The 24115-nt window shown below is 61.7% G+C and carries 23 protein-coding genes; 14 read left to right on the forward strand and 9 right to left on the reverse strand.

The features are described from left to right. Positions 1-1121, forward strand: a 1121-nt coding sequence (locus PJE01S_RS17140; protein ID WP_169804394.1) for an aminomethyl transferase family protein, incomplete at its 5' end; no start/stop codon positions are given. A gap of 88 nt (positions 1122-1209) precedes the next feature. Here PJE01S_RS17140 and PJE01S_RS17145 read toward each other — a convergent pair. From PJE01S_RS17145 to PJE01S_RS17155, 3 genes are all read right to left on the reverse strand, one after another. Then, entirely contained in the window at positions 1210-2610 is a 1401-nt protein-coding gene (locus tag PJE01S_RS17145) for a sensor histidine kinase (protein ID WP_068834938.1), read from the reverse strand. Between the two features lie 225 nt (positions 2611-2835). Beyond that, positions 2836-3510, reverse strand: coding sequence for a response regulator (locus tag PJE01S_RS17150; protein WP_068834864.1), 675 nt, complete (start codon positions 3508-3510; stop codon positions 2836-2838). A gap of 99 nt (positions 3511-3609) precedes the next feature. Beyond that, positions 3610-4131, reverse strand: coding sequence for a MarR family winged helix-turn-helix transcriptional regulator (locus PJE01S_RS17155; RefSeq protein WP_068834865.1), 522 nt, complete (start codon positions 4129-4131; stop codon positions 3610-3612). 161 nt (positions 4132-4292) lie between these two features. On the opposite strand from PJE01S_RS17155, the gene recA reads away from it, so the two are divergent. Both recA and recX read left to right on the forward strand, forming a co-directional pair. Further along, on the forward strand, positions 4293-5426 hold the full coding sequence (recA, locus tag PJE01S_RS17160; RefSeq protein ID WP_068834939.1) for a recombinase RecA: 1134 nt from the start codon (positions 4293-4295) through the stop codon (positions 5424-5426). A 107-nt stretch (positions 5427-5533) separates the two neighbouring features. Then, the gene (gene recX / locus PJE01S_RS17165) at positions 5534-6007 is read left to right on the forward strand and encodes a recombination regulator RecX (RefSeq protein ID WP_068834866.1); all 474 of its coding nucleotides are present in this window, start codon (positions 5534-5536) and stop codon (positions 6005-6007) included. Positions 6008-6080: 73 nt separating this feature from the next. Here the strand turns inward: recX and argC are convergent, their stop codons facing one another. Further along, positions 6081-6992: an N-acetyl-gamma-glutamyl-phosphate reductase gene (gene argC, locus PJE01S_RS17170; RefSeq protein WP_068834867.1), complete on the reverse strand. Its 912-nt coding sequence runs from the start codon at positions 6990-6992 to the stop codon at positions 6081-6083. A 238-nt stretch (positions 6993-7230) separates the two neighbouring features. Here argC and sucC point away from each other — a divergent pair, with 238 nt between their 5' ends. The 9 genes from sucC to PJE01S_RS17215 all read left to right on the forward strand — a co-directional run bounded on the left by sucC (position 7231) and on the right by PJE01S_RS17215 (position 17630). Then, positions 7231-8391: an ADP-forming succinate--CoA ligase subunit beta gene (sucC, locus tag PJE01S_RS17175; RefSeq protein WP_068834868.1), complete on the forward strand. Its 1161-nt coding sequence runs from the start codon at positions 7231-7233 to the stop codon at positions 8389-8391. A 26-nt stretch (positions 8392-8417) separates the two neighbouring features. Next, positions 8418-9311 (forward strand): succinate--CoA ligase subunit alpha, encoded by an 894-nt coding sequence (sucD, locus tag PJE01S_RS17180; protein WP_068834869.1) that lies wholly within the window; start codon positions 8418-8420, stop codon positions 9309-9311. A gap of 154 nt (positions 9312-9465) precedes the next feature. Further along, a complete protein-coding gene (locus tag PJE01S_RS17185) occupies positions 9466-10167 on the forward strand; it encodes a TerC family protein (protein WP_068834870.1) in 702 nt (233 codons plus the stop codon). Positions 10168-10657: 490 nt separating this feature from the next. Next, entirely contained in the window at positions 10658-11443 is a 786-nt protein-coding gene (locus PJE01S_RS17190; RefSeq protein WP_068834940.1) for a Stp1/IreP family PP2C-type Ser/Thr phosphatase, read from the forward strand. A gap of 39 nt (positions 11444-11482) precedes the next feature. Then, entirely contained in the window at positions 11483-12136 is a 654-nt protein-coding gene (locus PJE01S_RS17195) for an FHA domain-containing protein (RefSeq protein WP_068834871.1), read from the forward strand. 168 nt (positions 12137-12304) lie between these two features. Beyond that, positions 12305-13096, forward strand: a complete 792-nt coding sequence (locus tag PJE01S_RS17200) for an MBL fold metallo-hydrolase (protein WP_068834872.1) — start codon at positions 12305-12307, stop codon at positions 13094-13096. A 361-nt stretch (positions 13097-13457) separates the two neighbouring features. After that, positions 13458-13910 carry a pilin gene (locus PJE01S_RS17205; RefSeq protein ID WP_281178626.1) on the forward strand — a complete coding sequence of 151 codons (453 nt, stop codon included), beginning with the start codon at positions 13458-13460 and terminating at the stop codon, positions 13908-13910. Between the two features lie 64 nt (positions 13911-13974). After that, complete coding sequence (locus tag PJE01S_RS17210) at positions 13975-15723, forward strand: PglL family O-oligosaccharyltransferase (RefSeq protein WP_169804395.1); 1749 nt, start codon at positions 13975-13977, stop codon at positions 15721-15723. A 419-nt stretch (positions 15724-16142) separates the two neighbouring features. Continuing rightward, positions 16143-17630, forward strand: coding sequence for a PglL family O-oligosaccharyltransferase (locus PJE01S_RS17215; protein ID WP_245660825.1), 1488 nt, complete (start codon positions 16143-16145; stop codon positions 17628-17630). Positions 17631-17697: 67 nt separating this feature from the next. On the opposite strand, the gene moaC is transcribed toward PJE01S_RS17215, so the two are convergent. Beyond that, entirely contained in the window at positions 17698-18189 is a 492-nt protein-coding gene (gene moaC, locus PJE01S_RS17220; RefSeq protein ID WP_068834874.1) for a cyclic pyranopterin monophosphate synthase MoaC, read from the reverse strand. A 132-nt stretch (positions 18190-18321) separates the two neighbouring features. Here moaC and PJE01S_RS17225 point away from each other — a divergent pair, with 132 nt between their 5' ends. Then, positions 18322-19896, forward strand: a complete 1575-nt coding sequence (locus PJE01S_RS17225) for a M48 family metalloprotease (protein WP_068834943.1) — start codon at positions 18322-18324, stop codon at positions 19894-19896. Here PJE01S_RS17225 and PJE01S_RS17230 read toward each other — a convergent pair. The 4 genes from PJE01S_RS17230 to PJE01S_RS17245 all read right to left on the reverse strand — a co-directional run bounded on the left by PJE01S_RS17230 (position 19852) and on the right by PJE01S_RS17245 (position 22664). Then, the gene (locus PJE01S_RS17230; protein ID WP_068834875.1) at positions 19852-20205 is read right to left on the reverse strand and encodes a phage holin family protein; all 354 of its coding nucleotides are present in this window, start codon (positions 20203-20205) and stop codon (positions 19852-19854) included. The two genes, PJE01S_RS17225 and PJE01S_RS17230, sit on opposite strands and share 45 nt — an antisense overlap. A gap of 126 nt (positions 20206-20331) precedes the next feature. Next, positions 20332-20781: a hypothetical protein gene (locus PJE01S_RS17235; protein WP_068834876.1), complete on the reverse strand. Its 450-nt coding sequence runs from the start codon at positions 20779-20781 to the stop codon at positions 20332-20334. A gap of 82 nt (positions 20782-20863) precedes the next feature. Further along, positions 20864-21592, reverse strand: coding sequence for a TerC family protein (locus PJE01S_RS17240; RefSeq protein ID WP_068834877.1), 729 nt, complete (start codon positions 21590-21592; stop codon positions 20864-20866). Positions 21593-21971: 379 nt separating this feature from the next. Continuing rightward, positions 21972-22664: a GntR family transcriptional regulator gene (locus PJE01S_RS17245; protein ID WP_068834944.1), complete on the reverse strand. Its 693-nt coding sequence runs from the start codon at positions 22662-22664 to the stop codon at positions 21972-21974. A 109-nt stretch (positions 22665-22773) separates the two neighbouring features. Between PJE01S_RS17245 and PJE01S_RS17250 the strand changes: the two genes are divergently transcribed. Next, complete coding sequence (locus PJE01S_RS17250; protein ID WP_068834878.1) at positions 22774-23994, forward strand: pyridoxal-phosphate-dependent aminotransferase family protein; 1221 nt, start codon at positions 22774-22776, stop codon at positions 23992-23994. Positions 23995-24115 lie beyond the last annotated feature (121 nt).

Below are 24115 nucleotides of genomic sequence, written 5' to 3' on the forward strand. Positions count from 1 at the left end.
CGGCTGCGCCCACTGCAGCCCCCATCCCAGCCTTCCCCCAAAGGGGGAAGGAGCAGCACCAGGAACGCCCGCCCTATACGCTTGACGCACCCGGTTGGTTACCCTGGATGATTGAAGAGCAGAAGGCCACCCGCGAAGCGGTGGCGCTCTACGACCAGACCTCGTTCTCCAAATACCTGCTGCAGGGCCGCGACGCACTGGCCGTGCTGCAACGCCTGTGCGCCAACGAGATGGACGTGCCTATCGGCAAGATGGTCTATACCGCCCTGCTCAACGAGCGCGGCGGTTTTGAAAGCGACCTCACGGTGATGCGGCAGGCCGCGGACCGCTTCATGATCATCACCGGCTCGGCGCAGACCGTGCGCGACTACGACTGGATCTCGCGGCATATCGGCGAGGCCGAGCACGCGGTGCTGACCGACGTCTCGGCGCTGTACTCGGTGCTCTCGGTCATGGGTCCGAAGGCGCGCGAACTGCTGGGCCGGGTCAGCCCCGACGATCTGTCGCCCGAGGCGCTGAAGTTCTCCTGGACCAAGGAGATTGATGTCGGTTTTGCGCGTGTGCGTGCCGCGCGCATGAGCTATGTCGGCGGCCCGGGCTTTGAGCTGTATGTGCCGATTGAAATGGCGCGCCATGTCTACCTGGCGCTGATGGAGGCCGGCCAGCCGCTGGGCCTGCGCGACGCGGGCTACTACGCGCTCGACGCCTTGCGCATCGAGCAGGGCCGCCGCGCCTGGGGGGCCGAGCTGGGGCCGGATGAAACGCCCTGGGAGGCGGGCCTGGCTTACGCCGTCAAGCTCGACAAGCCCGCAGCATTCATGGGCAAGGAGGCGCTGCGCCAGGCCCAGGGCCAGCCGCTGCGCAAAAAGCTGGTGACGCTGGTGTTTGAGACGCCCGATGCGTTTGCCTGGGGCGGCGAGGCCATCCTGTTCAAGGGCGAATCGGTGGGGGAAATCTCCTCGGTCGGCTGGAGCCCGCTGGCCGGCGCCTGTGTGGCGCTGGGCTATGTGCGCGGCGACAGCGCCAACCAGGCGCATGCCGGCACGCCGGCACAGATCGAACTCTGGGGCGAACGCGTGGCGGTAACACTGCACGATCAATGGCCGCCGGCCAGGCGTTAAGCACGAGTTGCTATAGATTTAATAGCTGTTGACGCCCGTATTGTTTGGGCTGAGGCCTGTCTTTGCTCTGACGGACGGGCGGTCGCGCTCATTCCGCGCCGCCCTGGCCGATGCCGACGAAGCGCACCGTCACGCGCGTGCCCGGCGACTGCGCATGCCCCGGCAGCCTGGCGTCTTCAATGGTGATGGTGGCGCCGTGCTGCTGGGCAATTTCCAGAACAATCGCCAGGCCCAGGCCGGAGCCATCCACGTTGGTGCCCAGCGTGCGGTAAAAAGGCTGGAACACCAGCTCGCGCTCGGATTCCAGAATGCCGGGTCCCGAGTCCTCAACCAGCAGCACCAGCACGCCGCTGAAGCGGTCGGTCATCAGCCGCAGCGTGACCTGGCCTTTTTCGGGGGTGTAGTTGATGGCGTTGTCGAGCAGGTTGCGCACCAGTTCCTTGAGCAGGGTCGGGTTGCCTTCGAGCTGCGTCGCCTGCTCGCCGGCGGCGGGCCCGTCGTAGCCGAGGTCGATCTGCTTTTCCAGCGCACGCGGCACCGAGTCGGCCATGACTTCCGAGACGACGTGCACCAGGTCCACGCGCTGCTTGGCCAGGCTGCGGCCTGTGGTTTCGGCGCGGGCCAGCGCCAGCAGCTGGTTCACAGTGTGGGTCGCGCGTATGCTGGCGCGGCCAATCTGCTTGAGCGACTTCTTGAGGTCCTCGGCGTCGGTTTCGCGCTGCGCCAGATCGGCCTGCATGCGCAGGCCGGCCAGCGGTGTCTTGAGCTGGTGCGCCGCGTCGGCCAGAAAGCGCTTTTGCGTGGTGAGCGAGACCTTGAGCCGGCTCAGCAGGTCGTTGATTGACGACACCAGCGGCGCCACCTCTTCGGGCACCGCGGTGTCATCGAGCGGGCTCATGTCGTCGGACTTGCGCGCGCGTATGCGTCTTTCAAGCTGCGCCAGCGGCTTGATGCCGCGCACCAGCGCCAGCCACACCAGCAGCACGGCCAGCGGCAAGGTCACGAACTGCGGCACCATGGTGCCCTTGACGATTTCGGTCGCCAGCGTCTTGCGCTTTTCCAGCGTTTCGGCCACCTGCACCAACACCGGTGAAGTGGCCGGCGCCGCGCCCTGCACCTCCACCTTGATCCAGGTGTAGGCCACGCGCACATCCTCGCCCTGGATGACGTCTTCGCGCAGCCGCACTTCGCCGTTGGTGAGCTTTTCCTCGTCCGGCGGCAGGGGCAAATCGTGTTCGCCGCTCAGGTATTCGCCGCGCGGCCCCAGCACCTGGTAATAGACCTGGTCGGTGTCGTCGGCGCGCAGGATTTCGCGTGCCGGCCCCGTCAGGTTGAACTGCACCTGGTTGTTCTTGACCACCACCAGCTTGGCCAGCGCCTGCACGTTGTATTCCAGCGCCCGGTCAAACGGCTTGCCGGCAATGTTCTGTGCCACCAGCCAGGTCAGCGCCAGGCTGATGGGCCACAGCAGCAGCAGCGGCGTGAGCATCCAGTCGAGGATCTCGCCAAACAGGCTGCGCCGCTCGCGCTGGAAAAGTCTTAAGGCCAAGGATCAGGGTGCTCCATATCAACGGTCTGCGGTTTTTGCTCCTTCCCCCTTTGGGGGAAGGTCGGGATGGGGGCGAGCGGGGGCGAATTGACCTTGCAGTTCAGGTTCCGGAGGCGGCAGGCCCCCATCCCAGCCTTCCCCCAGCGGGGGAAGGGGCAAGGCGCATCAACTGGGAATCTTCTCAAGACAGTAACCGAGGCCGCGCACCGTCGCAATGCGTATCGGCCCTTTTTCAATCTTCTTGCGCAGGCGGTGGATATACACCTCGATCGCGTTGTTGCTGACTTCCTCGCCCCATTCACAGAGGCGCTCGACCAGCTGGTCCTTGCTGACGAGGCGGCCGGCGCGCTGCAGCAGCACTTCCAGCAAGCCCAGCTCGCGCGCCGACAGCTCCAGCATCTGGCCGTCGATGGTGGCCACGCGCCCGGCCTGGTCATACACCAGCGGGCCGTGCTTGATGGTGCTGCTGGCGCCGCCCATGCCGCGACGGGTCAGGGCGCGCACACGCGCTTCCAGCTCCTGCAGCGAAAAGGGCTTGGCCATGTAGTCGTCGGCGCCGTAGTCCAGTCCCTTGACGCGCTCTTCCACGCTGTCGGCTGCGGTGAGTATCAGCACCGGCATGGCCGAGCCGCGCGCGCGCAGCCTTTTCAGCACTTCCAGGCCGTGCATGCGCGGCAGACCCAAATCAAGAATCAGCAGGTCGAATTCGGTGTTGGTGAGCAGGGCCGCATCGGCCTCGGTGCCGCTGGCCACATGGTCAGCCGCTGCGCCCGACGCGCGCAGGGTGCGCAGCAGGCCATCCGCCAGGACCTGGTCGTCTTCGGCAATCAGAATACGCATGGCTGTCTCCAGGTGTCAGCCCCGGCAGGACCTGCGGGACCGTGTTTTACTTGTCAGGCAAATTTTAGGCTTTTGCGGCCCTGGATTTGCTGACAGGCCCTAAGCGCTCGCATAGGCCTCCAGCCCCAGCGCCACCACGGTGGCCACATCCTGCCCGACGGCCTGCCGGAACTCCTCTTCGGCCTGCGCCACGGCGCGCCTGAAGGCTTCCAGCCACAGCAGGCCGGATTCGGTGAACACCACCTGCCGGGCCCGTTTGTCATGCGGGTCGGCCTCGCGCCGCACCAGCCCCCAGGCTTCGCACTGGTCGACCAGGTCGCCCATGGCCTGCTTGCTCATGCCGGCGCTGCTGGCCAGCTCGGTCAGGCGCGAGCCGCCCACGGCCAGGTGGCGGGTGATGTGAATGTGCGCGGCGCCCACCTGGTCGCGCGCGGCCAGGTTGGACAGTGCCAGCGGCACTTCCACGCTGCTGGCCATGAGTGCCAGCACGCGTTCGTCAAAGCGGCGCAAGGCATGGCCGAGCCGGCGCCCCAGATGCGTGAGGCGCCAGCCCAGATCGATGGGGGGATTGGCTTCGTCCGGTGGTTTTTGAGCTGGCGCTTGGGTACGGCTTTGTTGCATGCTGCCATCGTAGCAATTAATCAGGCAAACTGACTAAAAACAGGGTTTACTTATTTATATGGCGCCCATAAAGTACTGGTCATGCATCCAGCCTGTTTTTAAAAGCAGCGACTGAAAACACGCAAAAGTTTTTTACATCATTGATTTTCAAGGAGTTTTTCATGGAATTGACCAGCAAACTGAATCCCGCCCAAAACCCTGTGCAAACCGCTGCCCTGAACACCGAAAAAGCCAAGGCCCTGCAGGCCGCGCTGGCCCAGATCGAAAAGCAGTTCGGCAAGGGCACCATCATGAAGCTGGGCGCCGGCGAGGTGATCGAGGACATCCAGGTGGTCTCCACCGGCTCGCTGGGCCTGGACATTGCGCTGGGCGTCGGCGGCCTGCCGCGCGGCCGCGTCGTCGAAATCTACGGGCCGGAGTCGTCCGGCAAAACCACGCTGACCCTGCAGGTGATTGCCGAGATGCAAAAGCTCGGCGGCACCTGCGCCTTTGTCGATGCCGAGCATGCGCTGGACATCCAGTATGCGCAAAAGCTCGGCGTGAACCTGCAGGAGCTGCTGATCTCCCAGCCCGACACCGGCGAGCAGGCGCTCGAGATCGTCGATTCGCTGACCCGCTCCGGCGCGGTCGACCTGATCGTGGTGGACTCGGTGGCGGCGCTCACGCCCAAGGCCGAACTCGAAGGCGAAATGGGCGACTCCCTGCCCGGCCTGCAAGCCCGTTTGATGAGCCAGGCGCTGCGCAAGCTGACCTCCACCATCAAGAAGGCCAACTGCATGGTGATCTTCATCAACCAGATCCGCATGAAGATCGGCGTGATGTTCGGCAGCCCCGAAACCACCACCGGTGGCAATGCGCTCAAGTTCTACGCCTCGGTGCGCCTGGACATCCGCCGCATCGGCTCCATCAAAAAAGGCGAAGAGGTCATCGGCAACGAAACCCGCGTCAAGGTGGTCAAGAACAAGGTGGCCTCACCGTTCAAGACCGCCGAATTCGACATTCTGTATGGCGAGGGCATCAGCCGCCTCGGCGAGGTGCTGGACCTGGGGGTGGCCGGCCACATCGTGGAAAAGGCCGGTGCCTGGTACGCCTTCAACGGCGAAAAAATCGGCCAGGGCCGCGACAACTCGCGTGAATTCCTCAAGGAGAACCCGGAGCTCGCGATCGAGATCGAAAACAAGGTGCGCGAGTCGCTGGGCATTCCGCTGGTGCAGGCCGCGGTGGATGCCGGCTATGCGTCAGACAAGGCGGCCAAGCCCGCCAAGGCGGAGAAGGCCGTGAAAGCCGGCGTCTGAGGTTCACAAGCTAAACCAGGCCCTGACCCAGGCTGTGTGGGTGCAGTCAGCTCCTGAAAAGAGAGCAACTGTGGCCCGCGCGGGAGCCGCGGCTATCCATTCATTCGATGAACACAGCCAAACCAGCGACCAAGGCGGGCTTTGCACTCTCGCTCAAGGGACGTGCCCTGCGTTATCTGGCGGCCCGCGAACATTCGCGGGCCGAGCTGGAGCGCAAGCTGGCTCCGCATGAGGAAGCGCCGGGCCAGCTGGCGCAGGTGTTGGATGAGCTGCAGGCCAAGGATTTCATCAGCGAGGCGCGCGTGGTCGAGTCGGTGATCCACCGGCGCGCCGGGCGTTACGGCGCGGCGCGCATCAAGCACGAACTGCTGAACAAGGGGCTGGGCGCGGAGGCCGTGGCCGAGGCGATGGACGGCCTCAAGGCCAGCGAACTGGCGCGTGCCCGCGAGATCTGGCGCAAGAAGTTTGACGGGCCGGCAGCGGACGCCGCCGGGCGCGCCAAACAGATGCGTTTTCTGGCGGCCCGCGGTTTTGGCGGCGAGGTGATTCGCCGCGTGGTTTCCGGCCCGGACGATGAATAACGCCCTGGGATCAATGAAATCGGGCTCTGGCCCAATAAAAATGGGCGTAGTAAGCTATTAAATATATAGCAAATCAAAGCCCGAGCATCAGCTTCAGGTTTTGCACCGCGGCGCCGGAGGCGCCCTTGCCCAGGTTGTCCAGCCGCGCTACCAGCACGGCGTGGCGGTAGCTGTCGTTGCCAAACACGCGCAACTCCATCTTGTTGGTGTCCTTGAGCGCCAGGGCGTCCAGCTTGCCGGAGGAGGGCGCAGCTTCCACCGTCACCCATTCGCTGCCGGCGTAATGCCTTGCCAGCACCGCCTGCAGCTGCGCGGCGCTGGGTTGGCCGGGCAGCAGGTCCAGGTGCAGCGGCAGCTGCACCAGCATGCCCTGAATGAAGTTGCCCACCGAGGGAATGAACACCGGGCGGCGTGTGAGGCCGGTGTATTTCATGATTTCGGGCAGGTGCTTGTGCTCCAGGCTCAGGCCGTAGAGCTCGAACGCGGGGGCGGTGCCGGCTTCGTAAGCCTCGATCATCTGCCGGCCGCCACCGGAGTAACCGCTGACGGATGGCAGGCTCAGGGGGAAATCGGCCGGAAGCAGGCCGGCGTCCACCAGCGGGCGGATCAGCGCAATCGCGCCGGTGGCATAGCAGCCGGGGTTGGCCACGCGCTCGGCCGCCATGACGGCTTCGCGCTGGCCCTTGACCAGTTCGGGAAAGCCGAAGACCCAGCCCGGCGCGGTGCGGTGGGCCGTGGAGGCGTCAATGATCTTGGGCTTTTTGCCGGTGAGCGAGTCAATCATGGCCACCGATTCACGCGCCGCGTCGTCGTGCAGGCACAGGATCACCAGGTCCACCTGCGCCATCAGTTCGCGCTTGGCGGCCGGGTCCTTGCGCAGTTCGGGCGCGATGCTGACCAGCTTGATGGGCGACATGGCTTGCAGGCGTTCACGGATTTGCAGGCCTGTGGTGCCGGCTTCTCCATCAATAAAAACTTTGGGCATAAGAACTTTCGGTGGACTAACAGGCGGCCAAGCAACAGCCGGAGGCGCGCGCCAGGGTCAATGGGGTAGTTAAAACGGCTTAAGAATTGTGCGTCGCAACATGATACAGTTCCGAGTTGCTGCCTGCAGTAACCGCTAACATGCTGGTTTTGAGCCGATGTGGCTTGTTTTGACATCCCAACAGCACCTGCCCAAACCCCTGTTGCACCCCTCTTTTACTGAATCCTGAAGGTTTTTCATGAAAATTCACGAGTACCAAGGCAAGGAAATCTTGCGCAATTTTGGTGTGCCTGTGCCGCGCGGTATTCCTGCGTTCACGGTGCAGGAAGCGGTGGAAGCCGCACAGAAGCTCGGCGGCCCGGTGTGGGTAGTCAAGGCGCAGATCCACGCCGGTGGCCGTGGCAAGGGCGGCGGCGTGAAGGTTGCCAAGACCATTGACGATGTCAAGCGCATCGCTGGCGAAATCCTCGGCATGCAGCTCAAGACGCACCAGACCGGCCCTGAAGGCCAGAAGGTCCGCCGCCTCTACATCGAAGACGGTGCTGATATCCAGAAGGAATACTACGTCTCCCTCGTGACCGATCGCGCCACCCAGAAGGTGGCCTTCATCGCGTCGAGCGAAGGCGGCATGGACATCGAGGAAGTGGCCCATTCCACGCCCGAGAAGATCATCACCGAATACATCGACCCGCTCACCGGCCTGAATGCCGCGCAAGCCACCAAGATCGCCAACGGCATCGGCCTGCCTGCAGAGTCCACCGCCCAGGCCGTGGACATCTTCCAGAAGCTCTACAAGTGCTACATGGACACCGACGCGTCGCTGGTGGAAATCAACCCCCTGAACCGCGACAGCAAGAACCAGCTGATGGCGCTGGACGCCAAGTTCAACTTCGATCCCAACGCGCTGTTCCGCCACCCTGAAATCGTGGCCTTCCGCGATCTGGACGAAGAGGATCCGGCCGAAATCGAGGCCAGCAAGTTTGACCTGGCCTACATCAGCCTGGACGGCAACATCGGCTGCCTGGTGAACGGCGCCGGCCTGGCCATGGCCACCATGGACACCATCAAGCTGTTCGGCGGCGAGCCCGCCAACTTCCTGGACGTGGGCGGCGGCGCCACCGCCGAGAAGGTCACCGAAGCCTTCAAGATCATGCTGAAGAACCTCGATGTCAAGGGCATCCTGGTCAACATCTTCGGCGGCATCATGAAGTGCGACACCATTGCCGACGGCGTGATCGCCGCCTGCAAGGCGGTCAACCTGTCGGTTCCGCTGGTCGTGCGCATGAAGGGCACCAACGAAGACCTGGGCAAGAAGATGCTGGCCGACTCCGGCCTGCCCATCATTGCCGCAGACACCATGGCCGAAGCCGCGACCAAAATCGTCGCCGCCGTCAAGTAAGCCCGCGCAAGCGATTAGGAACAAGCATGTCGATCTACATCAACAAACACACCAAAGTCATCACGCAAGGCATTACCGGCAAGACCGGTCAATTCCACACCCGCATGTGCCGCGACTACGCGAACGGCAAAGAGGCCTTTGTGGCGGGCGTGAACCCCAAGAAAGCCGGCGAGGACTTCGAAGGCATCCCGATTTACGCCAACGTGACCGAGGCCGCCCAGGCGACCGGTGCGACCGTGTCGGTGATTTACGTGCCGCCGGCTGGTGCCGCTGCTGCCATCTGGGAAGCGGTTGAAGCCAATCTCGACCTGGCGATCTGCATCACCGAAGGCATTCCCGTCCGTGACATGCTGGAAGTGCGCAACCGCATGAAGGCCAAGGAAGCCGCCGGCGGCAAGAAAACCCTGCTGCTGGGCCCCAACTGCCCGGGTCTCATCACGCCCGACGAGATCAAGATCGGCATCATGCCCGGCCACATCCACCGCAAGGGCCGCATTGGCGTGGTCAGCCGCTCCGGCACGCTGACCTATGAAGCCGTGGCGCAGCTCACCGAGATCGGCCTGGGCCAGTCCAGCGCCGTCGGTATTGGTGGCGACCCGATCAATGGCCTGAAGCATATCGATGTGATGAAAGCCTTCAACGACGACCCGGACACCGACGCCGTCATCATGATTGGCGAAATCGGCGGCCCGGATGAAGCCGAAGCGGCCATGTGGTGCAAGGCCAACATGAAAAAGCCCATCGTCGGTTTCATCGCCGGCGTGACGGCACCAGCCGGCAAGCGCATGGGCCACGCCGGTGCGCTGATCTCTGGCGGTGCCGACACAGCCGATGCCAAGCTGGCGATCATGGAGGAGTGTGGTTTCACCGTGACGCGCAACCCTTCCGAAATGGCCAAGCTGCTGAAGGCCCTGCTCTAAGGCAATGCATCATGGATGTTGCCGGTAGCTAGAACTTATTGCTTGGATAAGCAGTAGTACTAATCCCGGCAGGGGTCGCTCCGGATTAAACTGAAAGCAATTTGAAAGAAAGCGCTAATCGGCGCTTTTTTTCATGCTTAACAACGGAGCCGCCATGATTTTCGGACTAGACCTCGCATCGCCTTTGTTCTGGAGCGCCTTCGGCTCCATCGTGCTTGCCAACATCGTGCTGTCCGGCGACAACGCCGTGGTGATTGCCATGGCGGCGCGAACGCTGAAACCCGAGCAGCGCGGCAAGGCGATCTTCTGGGGCAGCGCCGCCGCGATCGTGATGCGTATCGTGCTCACCATCGTGGCCATCCAGCTGCTGAGCCTGCCCTACCTGAAGATAGTCGGCGCCATTTTGCTGGTCTACATCGGCGTTGACCTGCTCAAGGGTGAAGAAGAGGAAGACGGCGAAGGCCATGAAATCAACGGCATGATGGCCGCCATCCGTACCATCCTGATTGCCGATCTGGTCATGAGCCTGGACAACGTGCTGGCCGTGGCCGCGGCCGCCAAGGGCAATCTGCCGCTGCTGATACTGGGCCTGCTGGTGAGCATTCCCTTGATCGTTTTCGGCGCCACGCTACTGACCAAGGTCATGGAGCGCTTTCCTATCATCATCACGATTGGTGCGGCGCTGCTGGGCTTCCTGGCCGGCGAAATGCTGCTGACCGATCCGGCCGTGACCACCCATCTGGGCGCCGTGAGCGAGCAAACAGTCACCTTTGGCGGCATGGTGGGGGCCGTACTGGTCGTGGCCTTGGGGACTTACCTCACGAAGCGCCAGCAAAAGACAAGCTCGGCCACCTAAGGAAATGATGTTTTCCCCCCGTTCGCCCAGCCTCGGGGCGGCGGGCAGTGACCGGCCCCAACACCGGTCCCATGGCGCCTCTATGGCGCCAGGTCTTGCCTGAGACCTGAGTAGAGGCCGGATTTTGCCAAATAGTACCTATTTGCCGCATTAGTTGCGGCCCGCGTGCAAAAGTCGCTTGTCCGCCAGCCCCCCCCTCTGTTAATGTCCGCTGTCAGGTGCTTGTAGCTCGTCCGAACCGATTGGCGGGAGCCCTGAAGCGCGAAAATACCGATTAAATAAAGCGGCTGCGGCTGTGCGGCGAATCAGGACAGGGGATGGGCAGTGCGATCATCTGGCAAATGGAATCAGTTCTGGCCTGCCGGCTGGTTTTCCGGTCCTATGATGCATCCTTATACATCCACGCCGCTACCCCGCGTCCCCGTGGACCAGGGGCCCGGCGGCAGGCTTGCGTTGCGGATGGCGCAGACGCCGCGATAGCATGAACAAGATGATTTACCAGATTTGCACCCAAACAGACCCGGGGCTGGTGCGGGAGAACAATGAAGATGCGGTGGCGTTTGATGCGGCGACGCGGCTTTGTATCCTGGCCGATGGCATGGGCGGCTATAACGCGGGCGAGGTGGCCAGCGGCATGGCCGTGGCTTTTATCAAGTCGGAAATGGGCCGCTGGCTGTCTCATGCTGGCAGGCATGCCACTGCCAGGGAAGTGCGCCGGGCCCTGGAAATTTGTGTGGAAAATGCCAACCACTCGATTTTCAACGCGGCCAGCTCCAACCCCCAGTACGCCGGCATGGGGACCACGCTGGTGGTCGGTGTTTTCCAGGAAAACCGCCTGACGTTGGGCCATATCGGGGACTCGCGCTGCTATCGTTTGCGCGGTCAGGAACTTCAGCGGATCACCAAAGACCATTCCCTGCTTCAGGAGCAGCTGGATGCCGGCCTGATCACCCCCGAGCAGGCGCTGACCTCGTTGAACAGAAACCTTGTGACGCGTGCGCTGGGCGTTGAAGACACCGTGCTGGTTGAAGTCAACGAATACCGTGTGGAAGCGGGCGATATCTATTTGATGTGTTCGGACGGACTGTCGGACATGGTGACCGACCCTGGCATCGCTGCCATCCTGAAGGGGGCAGGAACGCTGGAGCATAAGGCCAAGCAACTGATTGTGGAGGCCAACGAAGCCGGCGGGCGTGACAATATTTCCGTATTGCTGGCGTGTGCGAAAGAAGACGCTGCGAAGCGCGGCCTTCTGTCCAGAATGCTGGGAAAATAGCGCGGTGACTGCAAAATTGAAAACAGACAGGAGTCGGCCATGCCGAAAATGATCGTCTCTCTTGACGGTGTCGTGATCAAGGAAGTCCAGTTGACGAAAGACCGGACATCCCTGGGCCGCAGGCCCTACAACGACGTGGTCATCGATAACCTGGCTGTAAGTGGGGAACATGCCGTGCTGCAAATGTCGGGCAACGAGGTTTACCTCGAAGACCTCAACAGCACCAACGGCACCTATGTCAATGGAAAGGCTGTCAAGAAGCAGTTGCTTCAAAACAATGACACCGTTGAGATTGGCAAGTACAGAATCAAGTACGTGAATGAGGCCGGGTCGGCCGCGTTTGAAAAAACCATGGTGGCAGGCCCCGCGGACACGACAGGGTTTGCCGCAACGGGCATTGCTGCTGCGCCGGTGGCCGATGCTGGCCTGGGTTCGGGGGCCGCCATCAAGGTCATGTCGGGGGCCGCTGCGGGTCGCGAAGTGGCCCTCGTCAAGGTGGTGACCACCATCGGCAAGCCAGGCGTTGCGGTCGCCGCCATTACCAGACGTCCCCAGGGTTTTGTCGTGACCCATGTGGAAGGCTTTGGCAAGCCCACATTGAACGGCACCGTCATTGGTGCCGAGCCGGTGACGCTGAAACATGGTGACATGCTCGAGTTGGCCGGCACCCATATGCAGTTTGTGCAGCATTGAAATGCGTGCCGGTGCGTTCCAGGTTCCGGCAAGGGGCATGGGCAGAGCCCTCTGGTGGTTGCGGGCCAGATGCGTTGGCGGATCACGCGGCCGGAGGTAGCGCGACCGAGTCGATGGCCCGGGCCCAGGGCTTCAAGTTTGATACCAGCTACCAACAGGGAAAACCGCATGAAAGTACGTGTACTGGGCTGCTCGGGGGCTATCGCCAGGGACTGCCGTACCACGTCTTTTTTGCTGGACCATGATCTGCTGGTCGACGCCGGCACGGGCGTTGGTGATCTCACGCTCGATGAAATGGCCGGTATCGATCATGTGCTGCTGACCCATTCCCACCTGGACCATGTCGCGGCGTTGCCGCTGATGGTGGATGCAATCGCTGCACGCAGGACCAGGCCCATTCAGGTTCACGCCCTGCAAGCCACGATTGACGCCCTGCAGGCGCATATTTTCAACAACACGATCTGGCCGGATTTTTCAAGAATCCCGACGCCGGCGGCGCCATTCATCCGCTTTCACCCGCTGGAGTTGGGGCAAACCTTGTGGCTGGCCGGCAAGCAGGTGGAAGTGCTGCCCGCTGTGCACACGGTGCCAGCGGTGGGCTACGCCGTGACCGGCAACAAGGGCTGTTGGGTGTTTACCGGCGACACCGAAATAAATCCTGCCTTGTGGGACCGCATCAATCAGCTGAACGTTGCCATGCTGGTGATTGAAACGGCATTTAGCAACCGCGAGCGCGGCCTGGCCCAACGCAGCCTGCATTTGTCGCCCGACGTGCTTGCCAGCGAGCTCGAGTGCATAGGCCCGGGCAGGAACTACCCGATTTACATCACCCATACCAAGCCGGCCGAGACGGCGCTCATCATGGCGGAGGTACAGCGGCTTGAGCAGACGCATTTGGCGGGGTCCAACCTGCCGCATGACATCCGATGGCTGCGGGCGGGGCAGGAGTTTGAGTTGTAAGCAGCCCTGCCGGAACGCGATCATGAGACGAGTTTTTCAAGTCTTCCGCAGGCTGTTTAAGGCAGATCGACTGCCCCTATACGCCGTCAATGGTCAATGAGGACTGCTGACCCATGCGAGCTCTGAAAGTGGGCAGCACGAAGAAAGTGATTACGGGTCTGAGCGATCTGAAAGTGCTCCGGCCGGCCGGTATCTGGTGACAAAAATGTCGTTTGTTTTGGTGTTAATGGTCAAAAAACGTAACTTTGACATGCCGGGTTTGGAAAAATATCACGCTTAAGTTCGCAAAAACGTCCTTGCAAGGCTTGGCATGCAATCTGCGTTAGTCCTTGCGTCAGTTTTTCCAACCAAGGAGTTTTAAATGAAGCGTTCCATGCAAAAGGTTCAAAAGGGTTTCACCCTGATCGAATTGATGATCGTTGTGGCGATTATTGGTATTTTGGCGGCCGTGGCTTTGCCGGCTTATCAAGATTACACCGTGCGTGCCAAAGTGTCTGAAGTGATTTTGGCCGCTTCCTCGGCGAAAACTAGCGTGGCCGAGGCTGCTCAGGTTAACGCGGCCATGCCCGCAACGGCGAGCTTGGTGGTTGATAATCAATCTTCGAAGTATGTATCGGGTGTCGCGTATTCCCAGACCGATGCCTCGACGGGTGTTATTACCGTGACAACTACAGCAGCAGGCGATGCGAAGATCAGCAGCAAGACACTTCAAATGACTGGAACCTTGGCCGCGAATGGTCAGGTGACATGGGTTTGCGCAGCAGGCGCTACCAATCCCATTGATGCCAAGTACTTGCCTGCAAGCTGCAAGTAATAAGTTTTTCGTGAATTGCTAAACACAAGAGGCCCTGAAAAGGGCCTCTTGCTTTTTCTGCATGATGAATTCCTTACTGACATCCGATATCCGCTGGTTTTCGCAGCGGCGAATGATTCGAGTGGGTGATCCACCGCTAACGTCTTTCTGGCTTGGCGGGTGGGCCTGTGCGCTGTCATGTGCATGGTTATTGCCGAATCATTACCCGCCGTGGGCTGGATTTCACGCTGATGCATGGACTGCGGCAGTACTTGCGCTGGCATCCGTCGCCGTGATCTTGCGTTCCAAATCGCCCACGCAGTGGCATGGCTCCGCTGTGCTGGTGGCGGTGCTGGTTTGCGTCCCGTGGCTGCAATACAGTGCAGGCCTGATTTCCTTCGCGGGACAGGCCTGGATCTCTACCGCTTATCTGTTGGGCCTGCTGTTGGCGTTGTTGACCGGTCAACGGTGGGAACGGGCATGCCCCGATCAGTTGGCTGGCGGCTTGTTCTGGGCTATTGGCGCGGCCTCTATTTTGTCAGTCAATCTACAGCTTCAGACTTGGCTGGGCTTGATGGACACGGGCATCTTTGATTTATGGTCCATGGGCTTGGCGGGTGAACGCCCCTATGCCAATTTTGGACAACCCAATCAGCTCGCAACCTTATTGCTCTGGGGTTTGCTGGCTTGTGCCTGGGGCTTTGTCAATCAAAAAATCAGAGCATCGGTGGCCTGGATGCTGGCCTGTTTTTTGTTGCTTGGCATCGCGCTGACCCAGTCCCGCACCGCTTGGCTCGGGTTGACATTCTTAGTGGGCGCAACGTGGGCTTGGAGACGACTTTGGCGTTCAAAATGGGTACCCTGGAGTGTAACCGCCTTGTTTGTGTTCTTTTGGGTGTGCCCCCCACTTTTAAGAGGGCTGGCCGACTCTTTGCTACTCGTCTCTGAACACAGTTACTTCAGAGGACAGCTCCAGGGTGAGTTGCGCCCCTTGGCTTGGCGCTTGTTCCTGAATGCGACTTTGAATCGTCCCTGGTTTGGATATGGGTGGACTGAGGTGGGGCACGCGCAGCTTGCTGTGGCATCTGCTTTTCCTCCTTTGCATGGGACCTTTGGGCAATCGCACAACCTGTTTCTTGATTTGGTTTTGTGGCTTGGTTGGCCGATCGGTCTTTTTGTATCTTTGGCCCTGGCTTGGTGGTTCAGTTCCTATATTCGAGCCGTCTCGAATGCGAAAGATGCCATGCTGGTCATGTTTCTTGGCGTCATTGGGATTCACGCCATGCTGGAGTTGCCGCTGCACTACGCCTATTTTTTGTTGCCAACAGGCATGGTGATGGGTGTGTTGAATAGTCGTGTTGGCGGGAAACCCGTGGGGATTACGCCGCGCTGGACGTTGAGTTGTCTCTGGCTTGCGGCGGCACTACTTTTTTCGGGTCTTGTTCGCGACTACTTCCGGGTGGAGTCTAGCTTTCAGACACTACGCTTTGAACTGGCACGCATCGGTACTTTGCCGCCAGGAAAGCCCCCAGACGTTGTGTTGTTGACCCAGTTGCGGGAAAGAATTGGTTTGATGCGCTACGAAGTGAAGCGAGGAATGAGCGCGGAGGAGTTGGCTTGGGTGCTTCAAGTGGTCAATGCTTATCCTGGTGGTGGCGTGCTCTATAAAGCCGCCACTGCGTTGGCTTTAAATGACCGTCGGGAGGAGGCGCGGCAATGGCTAAGCAGGATATGCAAAATTTCCAGCGTCGAGGAGTGTGATTTGATCAGACGCGTCTGGGCACAAGACTCTCATGGCAACCCGGCAATTGCCGCCGTTCCTTGGCCGAACTGAACGTTTTGTGAGGCCTATGGATCAATTATTTAATCGGGATTGGATTTAAATTCCCATCACCTGAAATCAAGTCGCTGATTTGGTTTAGTCGCCAACTCATCTGCCAATCACGCCCTCTGTTGAATATCAAAATAAGCTCTAATCCATGATTGGTTGGGGCAAATAGCTATTGCAAAAGTGGGCCATCAAGGTCAGCCTCACCCGACATTATCTTAAGCATTCAATTCGACGGCTCGGATAGTGGATTGCTGCGCTAAGCTCACAATGGCGACGCGCTTTCGCTTTGTTATTCCGGCGCCTCTTGACCTCGGCCTGCAGCGCGTGCCGATCGTCTGGATTTTGAGTCACCTGCTTGGCCAGACAAGATAATGGCTCGATTCAACTTTGATGTCCAAGCGCCCTGATTCGCTGCCTTTCCCTTGATTACGTCCATTCCCATTTTCCTGTTCATCGCATTGCCGTGGCTCAACCCGTTTGCCCCGGCGCCCACGCCGGCTGCCATGCCCTTGCTGTTCTCGTGGGCCTGCGCTGCGCTGCTGTTGGGCGTGTGGCGTCGGGGCCCTGACCGTTTGCGCGCAGGGCGCTGGATGCCTGCCATTGCATGGGCATGGCTGGCGGCGGGGCTGCTCAGCAGCGGGATCGGTTTGTGCCAGTATTTCGGCGCGGCGGGCCACTTTTCACCGTGGATGAACCAGACGGAAGTGGGCGAGGCGTTTGCCAATTTGCGCCAGCGCAACCAGTTTGCGACCTTGACCAGCCTGTCTCTGGCGGCCCTGCTGTGGCTTGCGGCAACGGGCCGCTTTGCCGGGCGCAGTCAGTGGTTGACGTGGGTCGCGGCGGGCTTGCTGGCGGCCGGAAACGCTGCATCTTCATCGCGAACGGGGCTGCTACAGCTCGGCTTGCTGTGCGCGCTATTCGGGATCTGGGGCGGATGGCGCCAGCCGGTGCTTCGCCGTGTGCTGGTGGCTGCGGTGGGGGCTTATGTGCTGGCAACGCTGGCACTGCCCTGGCTGGCCGGGCTGGATCTGTCGGCGCAGGGCATGTTGGCCCGCCTGCACGCGGGCGACCCGCTCTGCGCCAGCCGCCTGACGCTCTGGTCTAACGTGCTGCACTTGATTGCCCAGAAGCCCTGGCTGGGCTGGGGTTGGGGCGAGCTGGGTTACGCGCACTACATCACGCGCTACGATGGGCCGCGCTTTTGCGAGATTCTGGACAACGCGCACAACCTGCCCTTGCATCTGGCGGTGGAGTTGGGTGTGCCGGCCGCGTTGCTGCTGTGTGGCGCTTTCATATGGTGGGTCTGGCGGCAGCGGCCCTGGTCTGAGATGGATTCTTCACGCCAACTGGCTTGGGGCGTGCTGGCGCTGATCGGGCTGCACAGCCTGCTGGAGTACCCGCTCTGGTACGGGCCTTTCCAGATGGCCGTGGGGCTGTGCGTGCTCATGCTGCGGCGTGGCAATAACATGGACTCTGGCCAGGAATTCAAGCAAAATCGGCCCCTGGCCCATACATTGCGGGTGCATATAGCTATTGTTTTGATAGCGATAACCGGCTATGCGATGTGGGATTACCACCGCATCAGCCAGATTTACCGGGCGCCCGAGGTGCGCGCCGCGGCCTATCGTGACGATACGCTGGCCAAAATCCGCAACTCGTGGCTGTTTGCCAATCAGGTGCGCTTTGCCGAGTTGAGCATCACGCCGCTGACGCAGGCCAACGCGCAGTGGACCTTCGACACGGCAAGGGCGCTGCTGCACTATTCGCCCGAGCCGCGCGTCATTGAAAAGCTGATTGAGAGTGCGGTGATGCTGGGGCGCGATGATGAGGCCTTGTTTTATCTGGCAAGGTACCGCGCAGCGTTCCCAAAAGACCATGCCCAGTGGGCCAAGGCACATACGGTTGGTTGATGCGGGCCGGATGATCTGCAAAGTTCAACCCCAATTACAACGCGTGGCGCTCCTTGCCTGAGCGCCATCAGGGGCCCGCCAGATAGCTTCCCGATTTCCCCCCGTGCTTTTCGAGCAGTTTCACGTCGGTGATGGTCATGCCGCGATCGACAGCCTTGCACATGTCGTAGATGGTCAGCAGGGCCACCTGCACCGCTGTCAGCGCTTCCATCTCCACACCCGTTGGGCCGACGGTTTCGACGGTCGCGCGGCATGCGATGCTGGTATTTTTTTCATCCGGCGTGAAATCCACTGCGACGCGCGTTAACGCCAGCGGATGGCACAGGGGAATCAGGTCACTCGTTTTTTTGGCGCCCATGATGCCGGCAATGCGTGCAATGCCCAGCACATCGCCTTTTTTGGCATTGCCGCCAAGAATGACGGAAAGGGTTTCCGGATTCATGACGATACGGCCCTGTGCCACGGCGATGCGGTGTGTGGCCGCCTTGTCCGCCACGTCGACCATGTGGGCCTGGCCCTGAGCATCAAAATGGGTGAGCGCTGAAGAAGACGTCGTCATGCTGTTACAAAACCTTTACAACCATCCCTCATCATAAGAGCTTGGATTGCGGACCCACCACCACTGCCGAGGTAATTGCTTTTGTTCCCATCGATTCGTTCCAAAAATCTCCGCGCAAAAGGCGGCCTGGCCCTGAGCCGGCTGGCGCTGACCACCGTGGTGTTGGTGGCGTCTGCCAATGTCTCGCTGGCGCAAGCGCCCGGCGGCGCTGCAGGCTCCCTACCCTCGCTGGGCGACAACTCCGAGCTGGGCACCGCTGCGGAGCGCCGCATTGGGGATCGCATTGCCGTCAGCATTTACCGCGATCCGGATTACGTTGATGACCCGGTGCTGGGCGACTACCTTCAAGGCATCTGGCAGCCCTTGCTGGCGGCTGCGCGGGCGCGGGGTGAGCTGTCGGCCGAACTGGATGAACGGTTTGCCTGGGAGCTCTTTCTGGTGCGCGACCGGTCTATCAATGCGTTCGCGCTGCCCGGCGGCTATTTCGGGGTACACCTCGGTTTGATTTCCACCGTGAGCAACGCCGATGAAATGGCGGCGGTGCTGGGGCACGAGCTCAGCCATGTCACGCAGCGACATATTTCGCGCCTGATGACGCAGCAGAGCCGGCAAATGCCCTGGATGATTGCCGCCATGGTTCTGGGCGCCCTCGCGGCTGGAAAAAGTGGTGATGTTGCCGGCGCCGCCATCGTCGGCGGCCAGGCGGTCGCGGCGCAGAACCAGCTGAATTTTTCACGCGACATGGAGCGGGAAGCCGACCGTGTCGGCTTTGGTGTCATGACCGATGCCGGCTTTGAAAGCCGTGGCGTGGCCAGCATGTTTGAAAAGCTGCAGCAGGCCGCCCGGCTCAACGACAACGGCTCTTTCCCCTACTTGCGCTCGCACCCGCTGACCACCGAGCGGATTGCCGGGGCGCAAGCCCGGGTGCAACTGGCGTCCGTGGATGCCGCCAAGCCGTCAAAAGAAAAGGAAGTCGAAGCCGGCAAGGCGCACCTGCTGCACGGGATGATGGCTGCCCGCGCCCGTATTCTGGCGGTTCCCGGGGTCGATGCGCTGCGCGCCATGGTGGCCGAAGCCCAGCACCGGGGCGCTTCACTGCAGCCGCTGCAATCACCGGCCTCGGCGGCCAATATCCGTGATGCCGGCGCCCTGTATGCGGGCGCGTTGGCGGCGGCCCAGTTGCGTGACTTTGCCGGTGCGCGAGGTTTTCTGACCCGCCTCAAGCCGCTCACTGCGGACATTCAGCGCGCCAACGACGCGGTGGAACTGCTGGCCATTGAGATCGATTTGCTGGCGGGGAAGGTGCCGCCCTCGGCGTCATCCTTCGATATGGCCAAGACCACCTCACGGGCTGATGTATTGACCCAGGCCAAGTCATTAACGGCGGCGCACCGGGCGAAAGAGGTGTCGGATCGCTTGCAGACCTGGGTCGCGGCCCATCCCAAAGATGCCATGGCCTGGCAGCTGCTGGCCGTGGCCTACGGCAACCAGAACCAGAGTGTCCGGGCAATTCGGGCCGATGCCGAAAGCCGGGCCGCTCAGCTGGATTACGCAGCGGCACTGGATCGGTTGAAGGCGGCGCAGGCGCAGATGCGCAGCAAGCCCGACAGCGCCGATTACGTCGAGGGCTCGATCATCGACACGCGGGCCCGCCAGATCGAATCACTGCTTAAGGAGCAGGTGCTCCAGGACAAAGTCGATCGCTAGCTGCAGCACCGAGTAGATCAGGGAGCCAATCAGCGCCGCGCCAAATCCCTTGACGCTCAGGCCGCTGACCAGACCGGCCGCCGCCCAGAACATGAGAGCGTTGACGATGAACAGGAAGAGCCCCAGCGTCACCAGCGTCACCGGCAGCGTCAGCAGAACCAGGATGGGGCGCACCACCATGTTCAGGGCCCCGAGCACGGCCGCCGCAACCAGCGCCGCGGTGAAACTGCTCACCGTCACGCCTGAATAAAGATAAGCCACCGCCAGCAAGGCGGCCGCGCTGCAAAGCCAGTTGATGATGAGTTTCATGGCCCCAGAATACCATCGCAGCGACAACTGTTCGATGTGAAAAAGTGGGGGGCATCCAACGCCGCGAAGGGCTGCCCCGAGCATGTTTAGCCCCGCTGGGGCAGGGCGCTGCACGTGGTGAGCCCCTCAATCCGTGGCGACCAGCAGCCCAGCGCCTGCCAGCGCCGCGGCATAGCCCAGCAAGCCGTGACTTTCCTGGGCTTGCGTGGCGGTGACGGGCTGCAGGTCCTGGCCGAACTTGGGCCGGCGCGCATCCAGCACCCGGGCGGCGCCATGTGTCTTGATCAGGGACTCGGTCTGGGCGCACAAGGTACTCTGTGCCAGTTGCGTCAGCACGGTGTCACCCTCTTTCTGCAGGAGCGGCAACAGCTGCGAAAAGACCTTTTCCGCCCATTTGCCACGCCAGCTTTCCCGGGCACTGTGGGTCACCCATTTGCTGACACGGTGCGTCACGCGTGGCGCGCAGCCCACCACGATCCAGCGGGTGGGGCTGCGGGTATCGCCCGAGGGCAGCATGGGCTGCAGCATCTGCAGGGCGTACGCGGCATCGTCAACGTACACAATGATGTTGTCCATAAAGTTCTCCTTGAGTTGTCGTCGTTATAAAAGCTCGGCTACTTGCCAGACAAGGGCCCATGGGGCCCCGGAATTGCCCTTTTCAGCGGGTAATCAGCTTGGCGTCGCCTTGGGGTTTGGTGCGCCGGGTGGCCCACCAGCCCGCGCCCAGCACGCCGGCGATGGCCAGCGCATAGGTGGCCCATGCCGCGGCGGTATGCAGGAGACCCTCGGATGGCAGGGCATTGGGACCGCCGTAAATCGGGTCCAGCAGCTGTTCGCCGACGATCATCTTGGCGGCGGTAAAGGCCAGCACGGCAGCGCCTAGCCTGATGATGACGGGAAAGCGCTCCACCAGCTTGAGCACCACCGAGCTGCCAAACATCACGATGGGCACGCTGACCAGCAGGCCGATGATGACCAGGTCAAACGAGCCGTGCGCGGCGCCAGCGACGCCCAGGACGTTGTCTATGCCCATCAGCGCATCGGCCACCACAATGGTCTTCATGGCCCCCCAGAAGGTGCTGGCCACCGGGCCGTCATGTTCGCCGCCGCCGTCGTCGGCCAGCAGTTTGTAGGCGATCCACAGCAGACCGAGGCCGCCCACCAGCATCAGGCCGGGGACCTTCAGCAGCCACACCACGCCCACGGTCATGGCCGAGCGGACCACGATGGCTCCGGCGGCGCCCCAGAAGATGGCTTTTTTCTGCAGAGGGGGCGGCAGGTTGCGGGCGGCCAGGGCAATCACGATGGCGTTGTCGCCAGCGAGCACCAGGTCGATGAGGATGATCGCCAGCAGGGCCGACCACCAGGGGGTTGAAAACAATTCCATTGCACACACTCCGTATCAAGTTTCGACGTGGAAATCCGACGTGCGGATTTCCGGACTCGTGGAACCGGACAGGTTGAATGGCGTGGTGCGGATCAGATGCTGTATGCCGCGAACGCTTCGATCAAACCTGAACAGGTTTCAATCGAAGGTCTGGCTCGACATGCAGTGTCGCTGCATGCCCAACAAGCCGGAAGTGTGAACTTCGTATTGACGACTTGCTGAAGCGATTTTGCTGTTGTGTCTGTTATCGAATTAGTGCAGCAAAACGAGGGAGTTACTCCCCTTCGGTCAGTTATTGGACAACAAAACAAGGGCTTTTGCAAGCCAGGGTCTTTCTCGGCAAGGGATGCGCCCGGCCTGTCATGCGCGGCGCGGCCGCTCAGACCGGCTTGGCGGCCGATGCGATGGCGAGCTGCTCCAGCACCGCATCACGCTTGCGATGCAGATGATGCACCAGCAAGTCCCTCAGGGCCGGACCGTCGCGTGCCTGCAGCGCCTCGATCATGAGTGCGTGCTCGTTCAGGGCCTGTGCCCATTTGGCCTCGTCCTGGTTGGAGCGAAAGCGCAGCGCGTGCATGCGGGCATTGAGTTGCTGCCAGGTCGCGCGCAGAACCGGGTTGCGCGACGCCGTGCTCAGCAGCTCGTGGGTGCGGGCGTTGGCCCGGTAGTAGTGGGGCAGGTCGTGACGCTCGAAGGCGGCCTGCATTTCAAGCTGCAGCGCCTGCAGTTCTTCCAGCTCGGCTTCGGTGATCTGGCTGGCGGCCAGTTCGGCGGCCAGGCCTTCCAGCACGGCGAGCACATCGAAGGTGTGGGCGACATCGGCCAGCGAGAACACGGGGGCGAAGGCGCCACGGCCGGGGTCCAGCGTGATCAGTCCTTCGGCCGCCAGCAGGCGAATCGCCTCGCGCAGCGGCGTGCGGGAAACGCCGAGTCGTTCGCACAGTTCGCGTTCATTGAGTTTGGCGCCTGGCGCGAGCACGCCCTGGATCAGCAGTTCGCGCAGCCGAATCGCCACCCGCTGTTGAAGCGTGTCGCGTGCGACCTCGATTCCTGCATCCAAAACGTTGTCCATGATTTGCATTATGTATTCAAAATTCGGGTTAATCACTAGACAGCCTGGCTTTTTGCGTGGCACTATTCGGCTTATTGTATTTTGTATACCAAAAAGGAGCTACCCTGACATGCCAAACCTGAACTTTCACCCTGCCGGTCGCCACTTCCTGCAAATCCCCGGCCCCAGCCCGGTTCCCGACCGCATCCTGCGGGCGATCAGCTACCCAACCATAGACCATCGCGGGCCCGAGTTCGGTGCACTGGGCCGGCAGGTGCTCGCCGGTATCCGTGCCATCTTCAAGACGCAGCATCCCGTGGTGATTTATCCGGCCTCGGGTACCGGCGCCTGGGAGGCGGCCCTGACCAACACCATGAGCCCGGGCGATGCGGTGCTGATGTATGAAACCGGGCACTTTGCGTCGCTGTGGAAAAAGATGGCCGAGCGCCTGGGCCTTGAGCCCGAGTTCCTCGGTCTGCCCGGCATCGAGGGCTGGCGGCGCGGCGTGCAAGCCGATCTCATCGAGCAGCGCCTCCAGGCGGACAGCGCCCATCGCATCAAGGCGGTGTGCGTGGTGCACAACGAGACCTCCACCGGCGTGACGACGGACATCGCCGCCGTGCGCCGCGCGATCGACAGGGCCAGGCACCCGGCGCTGCTGATGGTCGACACCATCTCCGGGCTGGCCTCGGCCGACTACCGCCACGACGAATGGGGCGTGGACGTCACCGTCAGCGGTTCGCAAAAGGGCCTGATGCTGCCGCCCGGCATCAGCTTCAACGCGCTGTCGCCCAAAGCCCTCGCGGCCAGCCGCGTGGCCAGGCTGCCCAAGGCTTTCTGGGCCTGGGACGAGATCGTCGAGATGAACAGCACCGGCTACTGGCCCTACACACCCAACACCAACCTGCTCTACGGCCTGGCCGAGGCCATGGACATGATTCTCGAGGAGGGTCTGGACAATGTGTTCGCCCGCCACCTGCGACTCGGCGCGGCCTGCCGCCAAGCCGTGCGTGCCTGGGGCCTGGAGATCCAGTGCGTCGAGGAAGCCTGCCATTCCCCGGTGCTCACCGGCGTGATGATGCCCGCCGGCGTGGACGCCGACCGGGTGCGTAAGCTGGTTTATGAGCACTTCAACATGTCGCTGGGCGCCGGCCTGGGCAAGTTGAAGGGCCGCATGTTCCGCATCGGCCACCTCGGCGAATGCAACGACCTCACGCTGATGGCGACCTTGAGCGGTTGCGAGATGGGCCTGGGGCTGGCCGGCGTTGCGCTGCAGGGCAGCGGCGTCGTGGCGGCCATGGCGCACCTGCAATCGACCGCACAAGCGACCGCCCGGTATCCGGTGGAGTGAGCGCCTCATACAACGCCAGCATTGGAGTGAACGACGCAAGGGGAATCTTCATGGCTGAGCTTGAAACAGCAAACGATTCCCGTGACAAATAGTCCGAGGCGCACTCGGCGGACCCCAACCT

The organism is Polaromonas jejuensis NBRC 106434 (assembly GCF_001598235.1).
GTDB classification, from domain to species: domain Bacteria; phylum Pseudomonadota; class Gammaproteobacteria; order Burkholderiales; family Burkholderiaceae_C; genus Polaromonas; species Polaromonas jejuensis.